General features: G+C 71.9%; 18 protein-coding genes. 5 read left to right on the top strand and 13 right to left on the bottom strand.

All coding sequences use genetic code 11. The annotated features are described in order from the left end of the window. Nucleotides 1-30: 30 nt before the first annotated feature. From BIU98_RS10475 to BIU98_RS10465, 4 genes are all read right to left on the bottom strand, one after another. Nucleotides 31-681, bottom strand: a complete 651-nt coding sequence (locus BIU98_RS10475) for a hypothetical protein (RefSeq protein ID WP_071275629.1) — start codon at nucleotides 679-681, stop codon at nucleotides 31-33. Further along, on the bottom strand, nucleotides 669-1,598 hold the full coding sequence (locus BIU98_RS10470; RefSeq protein WP_139200660.1) for an MFS transporter: 930 nt from the start codon (nucleotides 1,596-1,598) through the stop codon (nucleotides 669-671). The genes BIU98_RS10475 and BIU98_RS10470 overlap by 13 nt, the downstream gene beginning before the upstream one ends. Further along, entirely contained in the window at nucleotides 1,595-1,921 is a 327-nt protein-coding gene (locus BIU98_RS18515; RefSeq protein WP_083393161.1) for a hypothetical protein, read from the bottom strand. The genes BIU98_RS10470 and BIU98_RS18515 overlap by 4 nt, the downstream gene beginning before the upstream one ends. A 217-nt stretch (nucleotides 1,922-2,138) precedes the next feature. Beyond that, on the bottom strand, nucleotides 2,139-2,708 hold the full coding sequence (locus BIU98_RS10465) for a TetR/AcrR family transcriptional regulator (protein ID WP_071275627.1): 570 nt from the start codon (nucleotides 2,706-2,708) through the stop codon (nucleotides 2,139-2,141). A gap of 65 nt (nucleotides 2,709-2,773) precedes the next feature. Between BIU98_RS10465 and BIU98_RS10460 the strand changes: the two genes are divergently transcribed. Further along, the gene (locus tag BIU98_RS10460) at nucleotides 2,774-3,751 is read left to right on the top strand and encodes an SDR family NAD(P)-dependent oxidoreductase (protein WP_071275625.1); all 978 of its coding nucleotides are present in this window, start codon (nucleotides 2,774-2,776) and stop codon (nucleotides 3,749-3,751) included. Here BIU98_RS10460 and BIU98_RS10455 read toward each other — a convergent pair. Both BIU98_RS10455 and BIU98_RS10450 read right to left on the bottom strand, forming a co-directional pair. After that, nucleotides 3,748-5,667, bottom strand: coding sequence for an ABC transporter ATP-binding protein (locus tag BIU98_RS10455; protein WP_071275623.1), 1,920 nt, complete (start codon nucleotides 5,665-5,667; stop codon nucleotides 3,748-3,750). The genes BIU98_RS10460 and BIU98_RS10455 overlap by 4 nt on opposite strands. An 89-nt stretch (nucleotides 5,668-5,756) precedes the next feature. Next, entirely contained in the window at nucleotides 5,757-6,074 is a 318-nt protein-coding gene (locus tag BIU98_RS10450) for a hypothetical protein (protein ID WP_071275621.1), read from the bottom strand. Between the two features lie 76 nt (nucleotides 6,075-6,150). Here BIU98_RS10450 and BIU98_RS10445 point away from each other — a divergent pair, with 76 nt between their 5' ends. Beyond that, the gene (locus BIU98_RS10445; RefSeq protein WP_071275618.1) at nucleotides 6,151-6,738 is read left to right on the top strand and encodes a DUF1349 domain-containing protein; all 588 of its coding nucleotides are present in this window, start codon (nucleotides 6,151-6,153) and stop codon (nucleotides 6,736-6,738) included. 38 nt (nucleotides 6,739-6,776) lie between these two features. On the opposite strand, the gene BIU98_RS10440 is transcribed toward BIU98_RS10445, so the two are convergent. Then, on the bottom strand, nucleotides 6,777-7,637 hold the full coding sequence (locus BIU98_RS10440) for a helix-turn-helix transcriptional regulator (protein ID WP_071275616.1): 861 nt from the start codon (nucleotides 7,635-7,637) through the stop codon (nucleotides 6,777-6,779). 162 nt (nucleotides 7,638-7,799) lie between these two features. Here BIU98_RS10440 and BIU98_RS10435 point away from each other — a divergent pair, with 162 nt between their 5' ends. Then, nucleotides 7,800-8,630 carry an SDR family oxidoreductase gene (locus BIU98_RS10435; RefSeq protein ID WP_071275614.1) on the top strand — a complete coding sequence of 277 codons (831 nt, stop codon included), beginning with the start codon at nucleotides 7,800-7,802 and terminating at the stop codon, nucleotides 8,628-8,630. A gap of 72 nt (nucleotides 8,631-8,702) precedes the next feature. Here the strand turns inward: BIU98_RS10435 and BIU98_RS10430 are convergent, their stop codons facing one another. Further along, nucleotides 8,703-9,518 carry an SDR family NAD(P)-dependent oxidoreductase gene (locus tag BIU98_RS10430; RefSeq protein ID WP_217635690.1) on the bottom strand — a complete coding sequence of 272 codons (816 nt, stop codon included), beginning with the start codon at nucleotides 9,516-9,518 and terminating at the stop codon, nucleotides 8,703-8,705. Nucleotides 9,519-9,786: 268 nt separating this feature from the next. On the opposite strand from BIU98_RS10430, the gene BIU98_RS10425 reads away from it, so the two are divergent. Next, nucleotides 9,787-10,725 carry a GAF domain-containing protein gene (locus BIU98_RS10425; protein WP_071275612.1) on the top strand — a complete coding sequence of 313 codons (939 nt, stop codon included), beginning with the start codon at nucleotides 9,787-9,789 and terminating at the stop codon, nucleotides 10,723-10,725. Nucleotides 10,726-10,846: 121 nt separating this feature from the next. Here BIU98_RS10425 and BIU98_RS10420 read toward each other — a convergent pair whose 3' ends face one another. The 3 genes from BIU98_RS10420 to BIU98_RS10410 form a co-directional block, all read right to left on the bottom strand. Beyond that, entirely contained in the window at nucleotides 10,847-11,263 is a 417-nt protein-coding gene (locus BIU98_RS10420; RefSeq protein ID WP_071275610.1) for a BLUF domain-containing protein, read from the bottom strand. Between the two features lie 730 nt (nucleotides 11,264-11,993). Then, nucleotides 11,994-12,527, bottom strand: coding sequence for a DUF6611 family protein (locus BIU98_RS10415; RefSeq protein ID WP_071275608.1), 534 nt, complete (start codon nucleotides 12,525-12,527; stop codon nucleotides 11,994-11,996). Continuing rightward, nucleotides 12,524-13,126, bottom strand: a complete 603-nt coding sequence (locus BIU98_RS10410; protein ID WP_071275606.1) for a hypothetical protein — start codon at nucleotides 13,124-13,126, stop codon at nucleotides 12,524-12,526. Before BIU98_RS10410 ends, BIU98_RS10415 begins: the two co-directional genes overlap by 4 nt. Before the next feature lie 191 nt (nucleotides 13,127-13,317). Here BIU98_RS10410 and BIU98_RS10405 point away from each other — a divergent pair, with 191 nt between their 5' ends. Then, nucleotides 13,318-13,587 carry a hypothetical protein gene (locus BIU98_RS10405; RefSeq protein WP_139200658.1) on the top strand — a complete coding sequence of 90 codons (270 nt, stop codon included), beginning with the start codon at nucleotides 13,318-13,320 and terminating at the stop codon, nucleotides 13,585-13,587. Nucleotides 13,588-13,655: 68 nt separating this feature from the next. Here the strand turns inward: BIU98_RS10405 and BIU98_RS10400 are convergent, their stop codons facing one another. Together BIU98_RS10400 and BIU98_RS10395 are read right to left on the bottom strand one after the other, a co-directional pair. After that, nucleotides 13,656-14,513 carry a hypothetical protein gene (locus tag BIU98_RS10400; protein ID WP_071275602.1) on the bottom strand — a complete coding sequence of 286 codons (858 nt, stop codon included), beginning with the start codon at nucleotides 14,511-14,513 and terminating at the stop codon, nucleotides 13,656-13,658. A gap of 20 nt (nucleotides 14,514-14,533) precedes the next feature. Beyond that, nucleotides 14,534-15,106: a hypothetical protein gene (locus BIU98_RS10395; RefSeq protein WP_139200657.1), complete on the bottom strand. Its 573-nt coding sequence runs from the start codon at nucleotides 15,104-15,106 to the stop codon at nucleotides 14,534-14,536. Nucleotides 15,107-15,144 lie beyond the last annotated feature (38 nt).

The following is a 15,144-nucleotide window of genomic DNA, read 5'->3' as shown; positions in this document are numbered from 1 at the left end:
GGCACCGTCCACCGTCCGTGTCCCCGGTCCTCAGTCGAATTCGTCGTGCCAGTACGGCCCTGCGGCGCCGGCGTGGAAGACGACCTGCGCCTGTGCCCGGACGTCGTCCTGCAGCCGCCCGGCAGTCCGGAGTCCGAGGGCACGGGTCTCAGCGTCACCGAACGGGGTCCCGGCTCGTTCGGTCAGAGCACGCCAGTGGACGAGTGCCTTGGCCGTCCCCTCACGAGCGCCCGCAGCACGTGCGGACCTGACGTCGCGCCTCCCGTCACGCAGGAACTCGACGTCCGTCCCCGGTCGCTCGCTCGGCAACACGACTGCGGTCCCGGACTCGGTCACCATGTCGATGCCACCGCCCCCGCCACACCAGACGTGGACGTCGTCGCCGAGCTCGAGTTGGACGCGGCTCGCGAGGGCGAACGCATCGACCTGGTGACCGTCCCAGACCTCGGCGGAGTCCGAGGCGGACGACCGGACGGGGGCCGATCCGTGGCGATCGTCGAAGACGTCGCTCATGGCCTGCTCGAAGGCGTCGTTCCACGCCCGCAGGTCCCGCCGCAGGGCATCGCTCAGCCCGAGGTCCTCGGCCGCAGCGACCCCGATGAACTCTCGTGACCCTCGGTACCAGAGCGGGGAGTCATCGACCATGTACTCGGCCATGACGAGGACGATCATCGACGGCATCCGCCCACAGTACGACGCGGCTGCGCGGCGAGTGCCGCGGAGGCCACCGCGGTCAGGACCAGGACCACGAGCAGGGCGGCCGCGGCCCGTGTCCCGTCGTGTGCGACGAGCGTCCCGGTGAGCGCTGCGCCCAGGGCGATGCCGGCGGCGGACGCCGAGTTGATCCACGTGAAGCCCTGGGTCAGTTCGGTCCCGGTGACCGTCGCCTGCACGATCTGGGACGACGAGGCCAGCAGCGGTGCGACGGCGGTCCCGCCGATGACGAGCATGACCGCCAGTCCGAGCATGGTGGGCCAGACGACGGCGGCGAGCACCGCGACGGTGAGCACGATCGTCGCGATCAGCTGGACCATCTGCGGGCGCGGGGCGGAACGGAGTGTGCCGTAGATTAGTCCGGCGACGATGCTCGCGGCGCTGGACAGGGCGAGCACGAGACCGGTGAGCGAGCGCAGCCCCTCCGCTGACGCCGCCGCGGTCACGAGGAGCGGGACAGCGCCGAAGAAGCATCCCAACCCGAGGTTCACGCCGAGCGTGGCCAGGAACCCGGGGGCGCGGAGCGAGTGCGAGACGCTCCGTTCGCGGTGTCCCCGTGCGCCGCGGGGGGCCGGGGCGGTCCGGCGTTGCAGCGCGAGCGCTCCGCAGCCGACGGCGACGAACGCGGCGGCTGCCGCCGAACCGGCCCAGGGGAGGAGGAGCGTGCTGGCGAGCGTGACGAGGATCGGACCGGACAGGAACACCACGTCGTTGATGCCCGCCTCGACCGAGAACGCGGCGCGCAGAGTCGGCGCCTCCGGGATGAGGACCGACCAGCGCGCGGCAGACAGCGCACCGGGCTGCGGCATCGCGGCACCCGCGACGATGACAGCTGCCAGGGTGACCCCGACCGGGGCGCTCCCCGCGGTGGTGACTGCCGTCACGATGGCGGCGACGTGGACGAGGACCGCCGCCGGTACCGTCGCCGTCTGCCCCAACGGTCCACGATGCGCGCGACCTGCGGCCCCGCCGCAGCCTCCGCGATGGCGAAGGCGCCCGTGGCCCCACCCGCGACGGCGAACGACCCTGTCGCGTGCTGTGTGGAGAACAGCAGCCCGAGCCCGGTCATCGCGACACCGAGTCGTGCCGCCGCCGCCGGGAGGACGAACGCCAGCGCCCCGGGCTGGCTGAGGACCCTGCCGTACCGAGCTGTGGCGGACCCGAGCAGCCTGAGCGCCGCGGGCAGGAGAACGCGTGCAGTCGCCATGGACGATGCCTCCGACGCGGTGCGTGTGATCTGTCGGCAGACAAGTCGGCCTGGGCTTCGACGATCGCCACGACACCGCGGTTCACCGACATGATGCCCGGAAACACAGTGGAGGCACAAGCACTTGCCGTGCGGTGACCAGCCGCCGGACTGGAGGCTCGGTACCAGCTGGCACCGAGCCTCCCGTCCGGCTCCTGGTCGCGCCCGTCCTCAGCGGTCAGCCGCGGGGCGGAGCGCCGACGACGAAGTCGAGGGCGATCCCCATCGACTCCGAGTACTGCTCCCGCGTCTGCACCTGGTGCTTGATCCCGATGGAGGCGCTGATGAGTGTGCGTGCGCGGTCCGGAGCATCCGTCGGATGCGACTCGGCGATCGCGGCGGTGACGAGGTCCTCGAAGCGTCGCGGGGCGGAGTGCAGCATCGGTCCGAGCAGTGCCGGGTCGAAGTCGCGCACCCTCCCGGTCTGGTCGGTGAGCGGGCCGATGAAGGAGCCGGCCCACCGGTCGAACGCGGTGAGGAGCCGCTCACGGAGCGGGCGTCCGTCGCTGAGGGTGTCCGCGACGGCGTCGAGATCGCGGGTGAGTGCTCGCGTCACGGCGTCGCGGAAGAGGGCTGGCTTGGAGTCGAACAGGAAGTAGAGCCCCTGGCGGGACACCTGTGCCGCGCGGGCGACGTCGTCCATCGAGGTCTTCCGGTACCCGAACCGCACGAACGTCTGCATCGCCGAGTCGAGGACGGACTCGCGTCGCCCCGCTCCGTCGCTGGTGGTCACGTCGTGTTCGGGCATGACCAGAGCGTAGCGCAACGCTGGACGCACTAAACAGAACGAGACCAACGCGTACAGTCGTCCTCATGACTGCCCCGAGACCCCGCATCGCGACGCCCTTCACCGCCGACAGCACGACCGACGACGTCCTGCGTGGCGTCGACCTCGGCGGCGTCTGGGCCGTCGTCACCGGCTCGTCGTCGGGCCTCGGCCGGGAGACCGCGCGCGCCCTCGCCGCCGCGGGTGCCGTCGTGACGCTCGCTGTCCGTGACCTGGCCGCGGGCGACGCCGTCGCGGACGAGATCGCGAGGCTCGGCGCACCCCATCGACCGCAGGTCGCGCTGCTCGACCTCGCCGACCAGGCGTCCGTGTCCCGGTTCGTCGGCTCCTGGGACGGGCCGCTGCACCTGCTCGTGAACAACGCCGGACTCGTGACCGGGGGACTCGAGCGCACGCCGGAGGGCTGGGAGCTCCAGTTCGCGACGAACCACTTGGGGCACTTCGCGCTGACGGTCGGCCTGCACCGTGCCCTGGCGTCAGGTGCCGCCGAGCGGGACGGTGCTCGGATCGTGTCGCTGAGCTCGACGGCGCACATGCGGTCGGGGATCGACTTCCACGACCTGCACTTCGAGCACCGCCCGTACGACCCGCAGATCGCGTACGCGCAGGCGAAGACGGCGAACTCGCTGTTCGCCGTGGAGGCCACCCGTCGGTGGTCGTCGGACGGGATCGTCGCGAACACGGTCAACCCCGGGGGAGTCGCCACCGGGCTCCAGCGCCACTTCACACCTGGGCAGAAGGCCTCACTCGACGCTGCCGAGGCCGCGGGAGTGTTCTCCTGGAAGACCGTGCAGCAGGGCGCCGCGACCACCATCGTCGCGGCCGTCCGACCGGAACTGGCGCACACGGGCGGCCACTACCTCGACGACGCGCAGGAGGCGTACACCGTGCCGGACGACGCCGACCTCGCTGACCACCCGCACGGCGTCAAGGCCTGGGCGCTCGACCCGGTGGCGGCGGAGCGACTGTGGACGGTCTCATCCGCCCTGGTGCGCCGACCCTAGACGCGGCTGGCGGACTCGGTCCCGCTCAGTGCTTCCTCGTCGGGCGCGACGTCCTTCTGCACCGCGAACTGGGTCCGGTGCAGCTCCTCGTAGCGCCCGCCAGCAGCCAGTAGTTCCTCGTGGGTCCCGCGCTGCACGATCGAGCCGTCCTCGACCACGAGGATCAGGTCCGCGCTGCGGATGGTGGAGAGACGGTGTGCGATGACCATCGCGGTCCGTCCCTCGAGTGCTTCGCTGAGGGCCTCCTGCACGGCGGCCTCGGACGTGGAGTCCAGCGCCGCCGTCGCCTCGTCGAGGATGACCACACGTGGCTGGGCGAGCAGGAGCCGCGCGATGGTCATCCGCTGACGCTCACCGCCGGAGAGCCGGTAGCCGCGCTCTCCGACCATGGTGTCCAGCTGGTCCGGCAGGGACCGGAGGAGCGGTTCGAGCCGCGCACGGCGGACGGCGTCCCAGACCTCGTCCTCGGTCGCCTCGGGCCGCGCCAGGCGCAGGTTCGAGAGGATGGTCTCGTGGAACAGGTGGCCGTCCTGGGTCACCATGCCCATCGTGTGCCGCATGGAGGCGAAGGTCACGTCGCGGACGTCCGTGCCGGCCAGGCGCACGGCCCCGCTGTCGACGTCGTACAGCCGCGACAGGAGCTGCGCCACCGTGGACTTGCCGGCGCCGGACGTGCCGACGAGTGCGACCGTCTGCCCGGGCTCGATCCGGAACGAGACGCCGTGCAGCACCTCGTCGCCGCCGCGGGTGTCCAGCGTGGAGACCTCTTCGAGCGAGGCGAGGGACACCTTGTCCGCGGACGGGTAGGCGAAGCGGACGTCGTCGAACTCGACGGACACCGGCCCCTCGGGCACGGTGACGGCGTCGGGCTTCTCCTTGATGAGCGGCTCGAGGTCCAGCACCTCGAACACGCGCTCGAAGCTGACCACGGCGCTCATGATCTCCACCCGGGCGTTCGCGAGGCTGGTCAGCGGCGCGTACAGGCGGGTGAGCAGGAGGGCCAGCGTCACCACGTCGCCGGTGTTCAGGCTGCCACCGAGGGCGAGGGAACCGCCGACCCCGTAGACGAGCGCGAGTGCGAGCGCGGAGACCAGGGTCAGCGCGGTGACGAAGACGAACTGCAGCAGTGCGCTGCGGACCCCGATGTCGCGGACGCGGGCAGCGCGGACGCGGAACTCCTCCGCCTCCTCGTCGGGACGGCCGAAGAGCTTGACGAGCGTGGCGCCGGGCGCCGAGAACCGCTCGGTCATCTGCGTGCTCATCGCGGAGTTGTGGTCGGCGGCCTCACGGCGGAGCGCGGCGAGACGACTGCCCATCCGGCGCGCGGGGATGAGGAAGACCGGGAGCATGACCACCGCGAGCACGGTCACGAGCCAGGACGTGCTGAGCATGACGGCCAGGGTGAGGACCAGCGCCACGATGTTCGTGACCACGCCGGACAGCGTGCCGCTGAAGGCCTGCTGCGCGCCGATCACGTCGTTGTTGAGCCGGCTCACGAGCGCGCCCGTGCGCGTGCGGGTGAAGAAGGCGATCGGCATCTTCTGCACGTGGTTGAAGACGGCGGTGCGGAGGTCCAGGATCACGCCCTCGCCGATCCGCGCCGAGTACCAGCGGGTCACCAGCGACGCGGCGGCGTCGGCGACGGCGACCAGGGCGATGACGACGGCGAGCCAGACGATCGTGCCGACCGCGCCCCGGGCGGCGATGACGTCGACCACCTGGCCGGCGAGCACCGGCGTCGCGACCGCCAGGACCGCCCCGACGACGGAGAGGATGATGAAGACCACCAGCTTGGACCGGTACGGCACGGCGAACGTCATGATCCGCCGCACGGACTCGCGGGAGATGCCGTGCTTGCCGTCCCTGGCGGTGGAGATCTTGTAGAGCGAGCTCCAGGCCACGCCTTCCATGCTCATTGCGGTTCCTTCCCTGGGCTCCAGGCCCGACGCAGGTGTCGGGCGCCCGAGCTCGGGGTCCTCCCCGGCGGCGGCGAGCCGTGTTCAGCCTACGGCTCGGTACCGACGCCCGGGCGCTCGCTCTCCGGACGGTCCGGGTCGCTGTCGGCCGAAGCCGCCCCCTCACCATCCGCAGCGGCATCCCATTCGATGCGCCGAGCGATGGCGTCGTCCGCCGCGCGGTTCCGAGCCGCTCGCTCAGCGAGCCACATCCCCGCGAGGCAGACCGCCGCGCCCGCCGCGGCCAGGAGACCCTGTCCGACCCGTCCGAGGTCACCGTGAGCAGTGGCGAACAGCACGATTGCCACAGCCGCGAGCACCAGGAACGGCAGTCTCAGGAGCGAGGAGAACCCGATCAACCACTTCACGGGGTCGACGGTACCGCGGCTGCGTCGGGCGGCCGGTTCCACCACCGGTCGATCGGCCGGCCGGTACGTTCGGGCCATGACCGACATCGACTGGGACTCCGGCACCTGGACGACCGCGCCCGCGCACGTGGAGATCGCCGACGACGGGATGCACGTCACCGCCGTCGAGGAGAGCGATGCCTGGCGGATCACCTCGTACGGCTTCGTGCACGACACCGAGCACGCGCTCCTGGCCCCGTTCGAGCAGGACACCGCCGTGGAGGTGTCGTTCCTCCTGGACTTCTCCGCGCAGTTCGACCAGGCCGGCGTCTTCGTCAAGGTCGACGACAGCACCTGGATCAAGACCGGCGTGGAACGCAGCGACGGCGAGGACAGCCTCGGCGCGGTCGTCACTCGGGGAGTCTCGGACTGGTCGCTCTCACCCGTCCCCGGCTGGCACGACCGGGTCGTCACGGTCCGCGCCAGCCGCTCCGGCGACGCCCTGACCGTCCGCGCCCGGGTGGACGACGAGCCGTGGCGCCTGGTGCGGGTGGCGCCGCTCGACCCGGACGCCGTCGTCACCGCGGGACCGATGTGCTGCGCTCCGTCGCGGGACGACCTCACGGTCCACTTCACCGCGTGGCGGACCGGACCGGCAGACGCGAGCCTGCACCCCGACGACTGAGTCGAGGACGAGGCGCCTCCGGACGGAGGCGGTCGACGTCACCGACGCTGGTCCTCGCGGGCCGTCGCCACCACGGATGACAGCAGCGCGAGGGCGTCGTGCGAGCGCGACTGCTGCTCGGCCGAGTACGCGATGAGGGTCAGTCCGTCGTCACCGGGGAGCTCCATGGCCTCGAAGGAGAGGTCGAACTGCCCGATGGCGGGGTGGGTGAAGTGCTTGACGCCGTTGCGGTGGAAGCGGACCTCGTGGGAGGCCCACATCGCACGGAACTCCGCGCTCCCGGCGCTGAGCTCGGCGATGAGCGCGGCCAGGTCGCCGTCGTGCGGAGCCCGGCCGGACTCCTGCCGGAGGATGGCGACAGTGTCGGTGGCCATGCCGTCCCAGTCCGCCGTCTCCTCGTGCGCCGCCGCGTCGAGGAAGAGGTAGCGCGCGTAGTTCGTCGGCTCGGGGGCGTCCCCACCGGGGTGGTAGAGCTCACGGGCCAGGTCGTTCATGGCGAGGACGTCCATGCGCCCGTTGCGGACGAAGGCGGGGATGCCGGTCATGCCGTCCAGGAGCTGCTGCACGCCACTGCGGAGCGGCGTCGCAGGCCGCCGGCGCCGGGGGACCGGGCCCTGGTTCGCGGCGCGCGCGAGGTCGAAGAGGTGCTGGCGTTCGGCGTCGTCCAGTCGGAGTGCTCGGGCGAGCGACTCGAGGACCGCCTCGGAGGCGCCGGCGAGGTTGCCGCGTTCGAACCGGTTGTAGTAGTCGACGCTCACGCCGGCGAGCATCGCGACCTCTTCGCGGCGCAGACCGGGGACCCGGCGCAGCCCGCCGCCGACGGGCATGCCGACCATGGCCGGAGTGATCCGGGCACGCCGGGACTCGAGGAACTCGTGCACGTCGTCCTTCAGCGTCATGCGACCACGGTAGGTCGGACGCGTGTGTCGTGACCAGGTACTGGCAGTGCACGGAACAGCCGTCACTGCCGGTCCGCCGCGGGTGCGGCGAGGCTCGTCGAGCACCACCCGGGTCGTCCGCCACTGGGCGTCGACCACCGCCTGAACGAGGAGCGCACCACCATGAACACCACCCGTGAGATCGCCGTCGTCATCGGCTCCGGCAGCATCGGCGTCGCCATCGCTCGCCGAGCAGCGGTCGGGAAGCACCTCCTGCTCTCCGACTTCGACGAGGACACGATGGCGGGCGTCGCCGAGCAGCTCCGTGGCGAGGGCCACGACGTGACGACGCACCGGATGGACATCTCCGACCACCACTCGGTCTCGGCACTCGCGGACTCTGCCGCAGCGATGGGCGAGGTCACCCGCGTCGTCGTCGCGGCCGGTGTCTCACCGGTACAGGCGACCACCGAGCGCGTGCTGCACGTCGACCTGCTCGGCACGGCCTACGTCCTCGAGGAGTTCGGGCGCGTGATCGCCCCCGGCGGCACGGGCGTCGTCATCGCGAGCATGGCCGGGCACATGGGGGACGGCTTCTCGAAGGAGGTCGATCACGCCCTGGCGTACACCCCGACCACGGAACTGCTCGACCTGCCCTTCCTCGCACCCGACCAGGTCGGCGACTCCGGACAGGCGTACACGCTGGCCAAGCGGGCCAACGCGCTCCGGGTCCAGGCTGCCGCCGTGTCATGGGGCGGGCGGGGAGCCCGCGTCAACTGCCTGAGCCCCGGGATCATCTCGACGCCGCTCGCCCAGGACGAGATGTCCGGCCCCTTCGCTGCGGGCTACCGGACCATGATCACCACTTCTGCCGCCGGGCGGATGGGCACCCCGAGCGAGGTCGGCGACATCGCCGCCTGGCTCCTCAGCGCCGGATCGTCGTTCGTCACCGGCGCCGACCTCCTCATCGACGGCGGGGTGATCGCCGCGATGAAGGCCGGCCAGCTCGGCTGAACTGCCCGTCGGGAGGGCTGCTGCCGGACGGGAGGCTCGGTGCCAGCTGGTACCGAGCCTCCAGTCCGGTGGTCACCGACGCCGTGCTGCCAGCCACTCCGCGAACTCGGTCGCGACGATCCGCTCGTCGTGCACGTCGGCGGACTCGTCGGAGGCGAGCCACCGGATCGGGTCCCGCATGACGTCGGGGGAGAGCACCGCGAGCCCAGCGGGCTGCGCGGCGCCGTCGAGCATCCCGGTCGCCGTCGCGCCGCCCGGGAGCAGGATGTTCGCCCGCACCGGGGTGTCCGCGAGGTCGGCTGCCATGATCCGCGCGAAGGCCTCGGCCCCGGCGCGGGACGGACCGTACGGCACGAACCCGCGACGGTTCATCGTGCCGTGGTTCATGCTGATCGTGACGACGCGCCCGCTGCCGGCTGCGAGCATCCGCGGGACCACGGCGCGCGCGACCAGGAAGTACCCCGTCAGGTTCGTGTCGACCACGGCGCGGAACCCGTCGGGCGTGACGTCCCAGAAGCCCTGCGGCGTCGTCATGAAGTCCGGGTTCACGGTGCGCATCCCGATCCCGGCGTTGTTCACCAGCAGGTCGACTCCGCCGAGCGCGTCCCACGCGGCCGCCGTCCCGGCGTCGACCGACGAGTCGTCACGGCTGTCCATCACGATGCCGACGGTGTCGTTCCCGATGGCCGTTGCGGCCTCGGCGACCCGGTCGGCCGACCGTCCCGTGACGGCGACCCGGGCACCGGCATCGGCGAGGCCCTCGGCCATGGCGCGGCCGAGACCCGAGGTCCCGCCGGTGATCAGTGCGCGGACGTGGTGCAGGTCGGTCATCGTTCCTCCGGTCGTCGTGGTGCGCATCGTCGCGGTGCTCATCGTCCTGGTGCTCATCGTCCTGGTGGTCGCGAGCTTACGACCGCGCCGTCGTGTGACCGTGTCGTCGAGCGGTCCCGCTGTCGTCGTTCCCGTATCGTGGTGCGGATCCCGCAGGGTCTCGCGTTCAACCGACGTCGAGCAGCGGGGCTGCTGTCTCGACAGGGAGACGGTCGAGGTCGCGGCGGGTGCTCCCCGCCGCTCCTCGGGGAACGGAGAACCGATGAACCCGGTTGGAACGCCATCGGCCACGACTGCGTCTGCGAGCGGACTCGACCCCGATCGCGTGCTGGTGTTCGGGGACGCCCTGGTCCCGCTCGGGGGCGGGCTGTCGACCGGAGCACGGCGCATCGCGGACGAACTGGCAGCGAGCACCGGGCGGGGCACGGACGTCACGGCAACGGCGTGGTGGTCGTCGGGCTCGGGACCCGTGGACGCCGACCTCGGGGTGGACACGTCGACGTACGACGTCGTGCTCCTCGCCGTCCCGGAGCGCGCGGTGCAGGGGCAGGTCCCGTCGCGCGTCGTCATGGGCGTCAGGGCCGTGATCGACGAGCTCCGGCCGGGCGTCGACCGGGCAGCGGTCTTCGTGGTGGTGATCCCGGGCGGAGCCGACCGGGGGTTCCTCGCCGCTGCCGTCCAGGCCTCTGGGCCCCGGATCGTCGCGCTCGCGGTGGACAGCGGGCCAGCCGCTCGGCCGCGGGTGATCGAGGTCCTCCACGGGGTCCTGGCGGAACAGCGAGCACGGGCGGACAGCCCGCAGGGGCACCGTGACGCGCCGCAGCACGAGCAGCGGCGGTACGACGCGCTGGACCGCCTCGGGATCATCGACACCCCGGGCGAGGAACGCTTCGACCGCATCGTCGACGGCATGCGCCGGTTGTTCCGGACACGAGGGGCGGCGATCAACTTCCTCCCCGAAGGCCGACAGTGGACCAAGTCGGGCACGTGGAACGCCTCCGGGGACACCGCACTCGAGGACTCGTTCTGCCGGACGACGGTGACCGGACCAGGGCCGATGGTCGTCGGCGACGCCTGGCACGTCGCCGGTGGGCTGCCGCGCAACACGATCCGCTTCTACGCCGGGTACCCGATCGAGACCCTCGACGGTGTCCGCGTCGGGGCCGTGTGCGTCTTCGACCCCGCCCCTCGGAACGAACGGTCCGTCGAGGTGGACCTGCTCCGTGACTTCGCCGTGCTGGCCAGCGGGGAGCTCTACCGCTGACGGCCTCGGCGCGCCGGGATCGTCAGACCGCGCGGGCCTGGGCGCGCCAGGGTCGTCAGACCGCGCGCCGCTTCGGCGCGCCGGGGTCGTCAGACCGCGCTGCCTCGGCGCGCCGGGGTCGTCAGACCGCGCGCGCCTGGAACCAGCCGACGAGCGCGCGGAGGGCGGGCACCGACGAGACCGCGTCGCCCTCGTGCGCGTCGAGGTCGTCGAAGGTCGCGCGGTAGCCGGGCACGTCCTCGAGCTCGTCCTCGGCGGGGAAGCCCATCGTCCACTCCGGGAACTGGCGGTCCTCGATGACGTCCTCGAGCAGCACCGACACCTTGGTGTGGCGGGCGTCGTCCCGGATCGTCTGCATCTTCCGTCGGACCACGGCGTCCGGGCCCTCGAGCACCTGCAGGAAGTAGCCGTTGCGGTACAGCAGCATGCCGGTGATGCCGGTCTGCTCGTTCGACGCGCGGCTCTGGGCCAGCAGCGCGGTGAGCTCCTGGGGCTCGAGGACGCTCGTCGCGACGCTGGAGTAGATCAAGGACAGCATGTGGTTCCTCCGACATCGCGCGGCGCATCCACGCAGACGCGGCCCACTGAACTCGTGTCCTCCTGGGCGACCCGCGGCCCGGCGACGGATCGCGGACAGAGGCAGCCCGGTGCGACACCCCTGTCAGCGGGCAGTGTTCGGCGAGACGCCGGCGTCTGGGTGCGGTGGCTGGGCGAGACACCCCTGTCTGCGTGAGACGCCGCGAGGACCTCGAGACGCCGCTGGTTTCGGCGGCGTCTCGAGAGGTCTGCGGTGTTTCGGTGAGACACCGGCGTCTGGCTGCTGTGGCTCGGTGAGACACCCCCGTCGCTGTGAGACGCCGGTGTCTGCGTGCTGGGGCTAGGCGAGACACCCCTGTCTGGGTGCTGTGGCTCGGTGAGACACCCCTGTCTGCGTGAGACGCCGCGAGGACCTCGAGACGCCGCTGGTTTCGGCGGCGTCTCGAGAGGTCTGCGGTGTTTCGGTGAGACACCGGCGTCTGACTGCTGTGGCTCGGCGAGACACCCCCGTCGCTGTGAGACGCCGGCGTCCGGGTGCTGTGGCTCGGCGAGACACCCCTGTCTGCGTGAGACGCCGCGAGGACCTCGAGACGCCGCTGGTTTCGGCGGCGTCTCGAGAGCTCTGCGGTGTTTCGGTGAGACACCGGCGTCTGGACGATGCGCCGCGGTGAGACGCCGGCGTCTCGGTGATGCGACGTCGCGAGACACCGGCGTCTCGGCGTCGGAGTCGGTCAGCGGGGTGAGACGCCGGCGTCTCGCGAGGGCGAACGAGGCGGCAGGGCGGTCCACACGTCGGCCCAGACGACCTCGATGCCGACGCGGTCGACGGCCCCGGTGCGATGAGCGTGTTCGACGAGCAGGAGTGCGTCGAGCGAGCCCTCGAGGAGTCGGACGTCGCCGTGCACCTCGGGGCGGCCGTTGCCGTGGAACACCGTGGTGGTCAGCGACCGGACCTGCGGGCGGGTCCGACGTGTCGCGGCGCCGAGGACGCCGAAGCCGATTGCGTAGACCCCGGCAGCCGCAGCCAGGCCGAGGCCGCGCGGGTGGTCGAGCGCGAGCATGACCACGACGGACACGACCGCGCCGAGCACCGGCCACACGTGCCAGGCGCGCAGGAGCACGGCGTCATGGGTGGTGGTCCCCGGGGCGAACACCACGAGGGTCCTGCTGCTCCACATCGTCCGGCTGACCGGACGCTCCGTGTAGCGACCCCATCGGTGCACGCCATGGGAGGCGCGGGTGCGGTGCTCGGTGATCGCGCTCATCGGTCGTTGCCGACTGTCGCGAGCGGTCCGACCTCGACACGTCCGACCTCGACGACCTCGGCGCGGACCGGTGTCGCGACCGACGCCTGCGTGACGTCCCGGTGTCGCAGTGCCACCAGGCACGGGAAGCAGAGCAGGTCACCCTCGTGCACGTCCGACGGCAGCGGTGCCGGCAGCCGGTGGAAGGGCCCGTCGGTGGACCCGTCGCACGGGCTGACGACGTACGTCTGCGTCGCCGGGGCCGTGCTCGCTCGACCGATGAGCCGCACCTGGTCGAGCACCGCACTCTGGGGCAGGACGGCGTCGAGTTCGACGAGCACCACCCCGGGGCGCGGTCGCCGGACGCGCAGCACCGACGCCACGGCGACGCTGACGTCGTTCGGCTGCCAGTCCCGCGGCCGGTACCGAGGTGGTGCCTGCTCCGCGGTGTGGACGCACGGCGTGCCGACGACGTCTGCGAGCCGCGCCATCGAGATCGCGGCGACGGCGACGTCGGCCGTGGTGACGATGGTGTGCGCGGGCCAGAGGGACGGCTCGATGGGTTCGGGGATCGACGCCCGCAGGGTCGGCATGATCGTGGTGAGTGTCACGTCCGCCACGATGCCGTCCTCCTCGGCGGTCGACGACGATCCTCACGGAGTCCCGACGGCCGGACGGCGACTCCGCACGGATCACTCACACCGAGGCTGTCCACGCATCGGACGACGAAGCCGCCGTCCTGGACGACGTCCGCCGCCGCCCGCTACGGTTGACCGCCGCTCGGCCCAGCGGCATCGGACCGAGGAGCACCGTGACCATGACGACCGACCACCAGGACGTCCCGACGCGTCGTGCCGCCCCGGCGTTGCTCGTGCTGTTCGTCGTCCTCCAGGTGCTGAGCAACCTGGTGGTGCCGGGCCTCGGGATCGCCTTCCCGGCGTTGCTCTGGTGGCGACGGGCTCGCGCGTCGCGTCCGTTCGTCGTCGTGCTGGTCGTCGTCGCCGTGCTCAGCGCGGCCTTCCTCGCCGCCACCATCGCGGACTTCGTCTGGGGACCGACGGTCAGCTCCCAGTTCGGCTGACGCTCAGGGCAAGACCCCGGCTGCCGCGCCGGGCATCGGCTGCGCGGGGCAGGACCCTCGCCTGAGCGTCAGGACGGCCCGCTGTCCTCGTCCACCTCGAACGCCTCGAGCCGTTCGTCGGCCAGCACGCCGTCGACCAGGGACCGCGACCCCGCGACGATCGTCGAGTCCCAGTCGATCTCCGAGGCCATCACCCAGGCGCGGTCCTCGGGCCAGAGCATCTGCGGCGTGTGGAGGAGCGGAACCAGGGGCCCGAGGCGGGCGTGGTCGAGCCACGTCGGGTCGGCCAGCGTCGACAGGTCGGTCGCCGCGAGGATCAGGTCCCGTCCGGGCCAGGCGAACCGGGGCACCGACAACGACGCCACGACTGCGTCCTGCTCCCGCCGGTGCGATGCAGTGCGCTCCGCCATCCACCCGCGGAGTTCGTCGCGCTCCTCAGCAGTCGGGGCCTCGTCGCCCTGCCACCCGAAGCCCAGCGTCGAACCGCCGATGAAGTCGCTCCGGCCGTCCCAGAACCCGGCCACCAGGTCGCCGGGCGTCGAAGTCGCACGTGTGAGGTGGTCGGTGAGCGCCGCCAGCACCACGGGGTCGAACCAGCCCTCCTCGGGCGGTGACACCCGCCAGCCGTCAGGGAACGACACGTCGGACTCGTCATCGCGACCGCTCACGGCCGACCAGGTCACGAGCGGCCGCATGGTCGTGCCGGTCCGCGCGGCGACGTCCGCCCACCGCCACCGCACCTCGTCGAGCTCCAGGTGGTCCCCGTGCTCGTCGATGGTGGTCCGGTCCTCGAGCACCGCGGTCAGCGGGTGGAGGATGCGGGCGTGTGCCTCGAAGCCCGTGCCCGCGATGCCGCCGACCTGCGCGGCGTCGCCTGCCCGCGCGAGCAGCCACGAGCCGCGGCCGGGGTCACCGATGAGGTCCATGCCCGGAGCGTACCGGCGGGTCAGACGCGCACGGGGTCGATCCGCTCGTAGTGCTCGAGGAACCGCTTGCACTGCCGGTCCTGCACGACGCCCGTGACGACGGCCCCGACGATGAGCCCGGCCCCCGCGATGAGCAGGACGACGTTGAACACCTCCACCGAGGAACCGTCGGCCATCTGTGACGCCTGGTTCATGCCGATCGACAAGCCGAGTCCGACGCTCTGCGCGGCCGTGATCACGATGCCCTGACGGAAGCGGTCGGCGTAGTCACCCGCGATCGCCTGCTCGTCCTCGGACAGGCCCGCGACCGAGTCGGTCCGGATCGCCCGGCGGAGGCGTCCGCCGCCGTCCCGGCCGCCGAACTGCCGGCCACTCGACCAGCGCGTGCCGATCGAGCCTCGGAGCGTGAACCCGGTGAGCGCGAGCGCGAGCCCCGCGACCGAGAGACCGAAGAACACGGCTCGACCTCCGACACCGGGAGCGAGGCCGACGAGCACCGACACGACCACCGCCGTCACCAGCGTGACGACGACCATCCGTGTCACCGCGACCCGCGTGACCAGCCGGCCGTCCCCATCCGTCACACTGCGCATCGTGGCCCCCTCGCCGTCCGTTGCGACGAGCATCGCAC

The sequence above is a fragment of the Curtobacterium sp. MMLR14_010 genome, from assembly GCF_001865015.1.
GTDB lineage: Bacteria > Actinomycetota > Actinomycetes > Actinomycetales > Microbacteriaceae > Curtobacterium.
This window is presented reverse-complemented; position numbering and strand designations above follow the sequence as displayed.